This is a genomic window from Pseudomonas sp. PB106 (assembly GCF_009764645.1).
GTDB lineage: Bacteria > Pseudomonadota > Gammaproteobacteria > Pseudomonadales > Pseudomonadaceae > Aquipseudomonas.
In genome coordinates this window covers 1-3,192 of the sequence record NZ_RWIM01000060.1, presented here as the reverse complement: position 1 = coordinate 3,192, position 3,192 = coordinate 1, and the positions used below count along the sequence as shown (strand labels likewise).

Annotated in this window: 4 protein-coding genes; all 4 read left to right on the top strand. The window is 58.1% G+C overall.

Features of this window, described 5'->3' with window-relative positions:
• The first annotated feature begins 156 nt into the window (after positions 1 to 156).
• From EJA71_RS07790 to EJA71_RS07775, 4 genes are read left to right on the top strand one after another with little or no spacing between them, the layout of a single operon-like run.
• A complete protein-coding gene (locus EJA71_RS07790; protein ID WP_158955676.1) occupies positions 157 to 807 on the top strand; it encodes a DUF2491 family protein in 651 nt (216 codons plus the stop codon).
• A gap of 14 nt (positions 808 to 821) precedes the next feature.
• Positions 822 to 1,247 carry a DUF350 domain-containing protein gene (locus tag EJA71_RS07785; RefSeq protein ID WP_158955674.1) on the top strand — a complete coding sequence of 142 codons (426 nt, stop codon included), beginning with the start codon at positions 822 to 824 and terminating at the stop codon, positions 1,245 to 1,247.
• 17 nt (positions 1,248 to 1,264) lie between these two features.
• Positions 1,265 to 1,954, top strand: a complete 690-nt coding sequence (locus EJA71_RS07780) for a DUF1190 domain-containing protein (protein ID WP_158955672.1) — start codon at positions 1,265 to 1,267, stop codon at positions 1,952 to 1,954.
• 2 nt (positions 1,955 to 1,956) lie between these two features.
• A complete protein-coding gene (locus EJA71_RS07775; protein ID WP_158955670.1) occupies positions 1,957 to 3,114 on the top strand; it encodes a glutathionylspermidine synthase family protein in 1,158 nt (385 codons plus the stop codon).
• Positions 3,115 to 3,192 lie beyond the last annotated feature (78 nt).

The window sequence follows — 3,192 nt, the reverse complement described above, 5'->3', positions numbered from 1 at the left end:
GCGATCTTTTGATCTTGTCTTTTAAAAGCAAAAGATCGCAGCCTGCGGCAGCTCCTACAACATTTCACTTTGCCTGCTCGTTCCCCGCTCAGCCCGGTACACTAGCCACGCTTTTTCGCCGACGAACACTTCCACCCGCTGCAAAGGAACGTACCCATGGGATGGTTTAAAGATTTGCTGGGCACCAGCAACTGGCAGACCGCTGCGCCAACACCGACCGTTGCCACTGGCCCACTCGGCATGGCGCAAGGCAAGGCTGTCAGGTTCGATACGACCCTGGCGCTGTTGCTCGACGGTTCGACCACCGTGCGCGTGCCCTTTGATCAGGCGATCTGGAGCCATGGTTGGGTCGACCTCGGCCAGTCCAACAAACTGCACCGCTATTACATGAACGACGAGGATTTCTGGCTGCAGATCCACGTCACCGGCGACGACCAGATCGAATCGGTCACCCTGTTCAACTACCTCAGTTACGTGACCGTCAACAGTGACGCCGAACTGCAGCGCCTGGCGGGTCCAAGCAGCCCGATCGGCCTTGCGGCTTACAGCCACGACGGTGTCGAGTTCACCCGCGAATGGGGCACGGAACAAGGTCAGACCGAACTCGTGCCGATGACCGAGCAAGTGGTCAACCCGGACGAAAGCTACACCATCGAACACCACTCGATGCTTTACGCCCGCGACACCGGCCTGACCGATCGCCGCGAATTGCTGCTGTTCTCCGTCGAACAGGACGAAGAAGGCACCGTCAGCCTGAGCACCTCACTGGGTATCTCGCTGTACACGACTGACTTGAGTACCATTTAAAAAGGAAGTTTTTCATGCTGGAAGTGCTGGCCGTTTCCCTGAACAAGACCGCACTGGTCGGTTTCGTCGTTTACCTGATTGGCGCTGTGCTGCTGTTCATGCTGTTTCAGTTCGTCTACACACGCATCACCCCACACAAAGAATTCGAGCTGATCCGTTCCGGCAACATTGCCGCCGCCATTGCGCTGTCTGGCGCGGTCATCGGCTTCGCAATCCCGGCCAGCAACGTGATCGCCTTTTCGGTCAACGTTCTCGACTTCGTACTGTGGGCGGTGATTGCAGCGGTTGTGCAACTGCTGGCGTTTCTCGCCACAGGCCTGGTACTCAAAGGCACTTCCCAGCGCATCGCCAACGGTGAAATCGCTTCCGGCATCTATGTCGCTGCGGTGGCGATCAGCGTCGGCATGCTCAATGCCGCGTGCATGACACCGTCCAACTGATCGGCAGGAAGCCCTCGATGAAACGAAGTAAATACGTTCAGTTGTCCCTCGCCGCGTCGGTGGCCCTGGCCATCTCCGGCGAAGCGGCAGCCGTCGATCAGCAACGCAGCTTCCAGAGTGTGGAACAGTGCGTCGATGCCGAAGTAGCTGCTGATGTCTGCTCGAATGCTTACGTCGCCGCGCTCAGCGAACACCGGCGCATTGCTCCAGCGTACGACGACAAGGCCAAGTGCGACGCGGACTTTGCCGCCGACTGGTGTCAGAAAAATTCCGATGGTCGCTTCGTACCAAAACTCGGCGGCTTCAAAGTGCCGCAGAGCGGTGAGCCGGCGCAGAACCTCGACGCCATCGCCGATGCGCAGATGCCGGTGGGTGAAGCAACGGCAGCGCAGAATGTACAAAACACTTCGCACACCTCCAGTGGTGGCGGCAGTGGCTGGCTGACTGGCTGGTTGATCGGCAACGCGATGAGCAACAACGCCAATCGCACGGTGTACCGCGATCGCGATACACGCCAGCCCTACAACACTTCGACGCAATACCGCAGAGCCGAAACGACGACGCGCAGCCAGCCGGATTACGAGAGCAGCAAGAGCAAACCGGTCAACGTGGCTTCGTCGACATCGCGCGGCGGCTTTGGCAGCCAGTCCAGCGCCCGCAGCGGTTGGGGTGGCTGGGGCAGCAGTTCCGGTCGTTCGAGCAGCTGACGATGAAAAAGATTCTCTGCGCCGAGCGCCCCGACTGGAAACAGACCGCCGAGAGCCTCGGCTTTATGTTTCACACCATCGACGACGAGCCCTACTGGGACGAAAGTGCGTACTACCAGTTCTCGCTCGCGCAGATCGAAAACGATCTCGAAGACCCGACCACTGAACTGCACGAGATGTGCATGGATCTGGTCGAGCGCGTGGTCAACAGCGAAGAGCTGCTGGGTCGCCTGAGCATTCCGCCGGCGTACTACGACCTGATCCGAACGTCCTGGCGCGAAGGTCATCCGCATCTGTACGGACGCATGGACTTTTCCTACAGTGACAACGGCCCGGCGAAACTGCTGGAACTCAACTACGACACGCCGACCAGCCTTTACGAAGCAGCGGCGTTTCAGTGGGGCTGGCTTGAACAATGCATCGAACGCGGCACGCTGCCGCGCCATGCCGACCAGTTCAACAGCATCGATACCAAACTGCATCAAGCCTTCGCCGAACTGAAACTGAAGCGGCCGTTCTATTTCTCCTCGATGAAAGACTCGGTCGAAGACAAAGGCACCACCGATTACTTGCGGTTGATCGCGGAAATGGTTGGCATCGAATCGCGGCACATCGATATCGAAGACATCGGCCTGACCGCTGATGGCCGCTTTGTCGATCTGGAAGATCGCTGGATCCCGCACTTGTTCAAGCTGCATGCTTGGGAGTTCATCTTTCAGGAGCCGTTCGGCGCGGCGATTGCCGATTGCGATACGCAGTTTTTCGAGCCAGCGTGGAAAGCGATTTTGTCGAACAAGGGCGTGCTGCCGTTGCTATGGGAGTCGCACAAAGGTCATCCGAATCTGCTGGCGACGCATCTCGATCCAAACCCAGCGAGTGCCGTGCCCAAGGGCTGGGTACGCAAGCCGTACTTTTCCCGCGAAGGCGCCAATATTGAATTGCAAACGGCTGAGGGGCTGATCGTCAAAGAGGATGGGCCTTACACCGACGCGCCGTTTATCTTGCAGGAATTTGCGCCGTTGCCGAAGTTTGGCGACAGCTACACGTTGATCGGTTCGTGGGTGATTGGTGATCAGGCAGCGGGGATTGGTGTGCGGGAAGACAACAGTTTGATCACCAAGGATTCCAGCCGGTTTCTGCCGCACCTCATCCTCGACTGAAACAAAAAATCCCCATGTAGGAGCTGCGGCACGCTGCGATCTTTTGATTCTGTTTTTCAAGATCAAAAGATCGCAGCG

What these genes read in the sequence shown, in the direction of transcription:
- EJA71_RS07785 (WP_158955674.1), top strand. Translation starts at nt 822, where the DNA reads ATGCTGGAAGTGCTGGCCGTTTCCCTGAACAAGACCGCACTGGTCGGT.
- EJA71_RS07775 (WP_158955670.1), top strand. Translation starts at nt 1,957, where the DNA reads ATGAAAAAGATTCTCTGCGCCGAGCGCCCCGACTGGAAACAGACCGCC.
- EJA71_RS07780 (WP_158955672.1), top strand. Translation starts at nt 1,265, where the DNA reads ATGAAACGAAGTAAATACGTTCAGTTGTCCCTCGCCGCGTCGGTGGCC.
- EJA71_RS07790 (WP_158955676.1), top strand. Translation starts at nt 157, where the DNA reads ATGGGATGGTTTAAAGATTTGCTGGGCACCAGCAACTGGCAGACCGCT.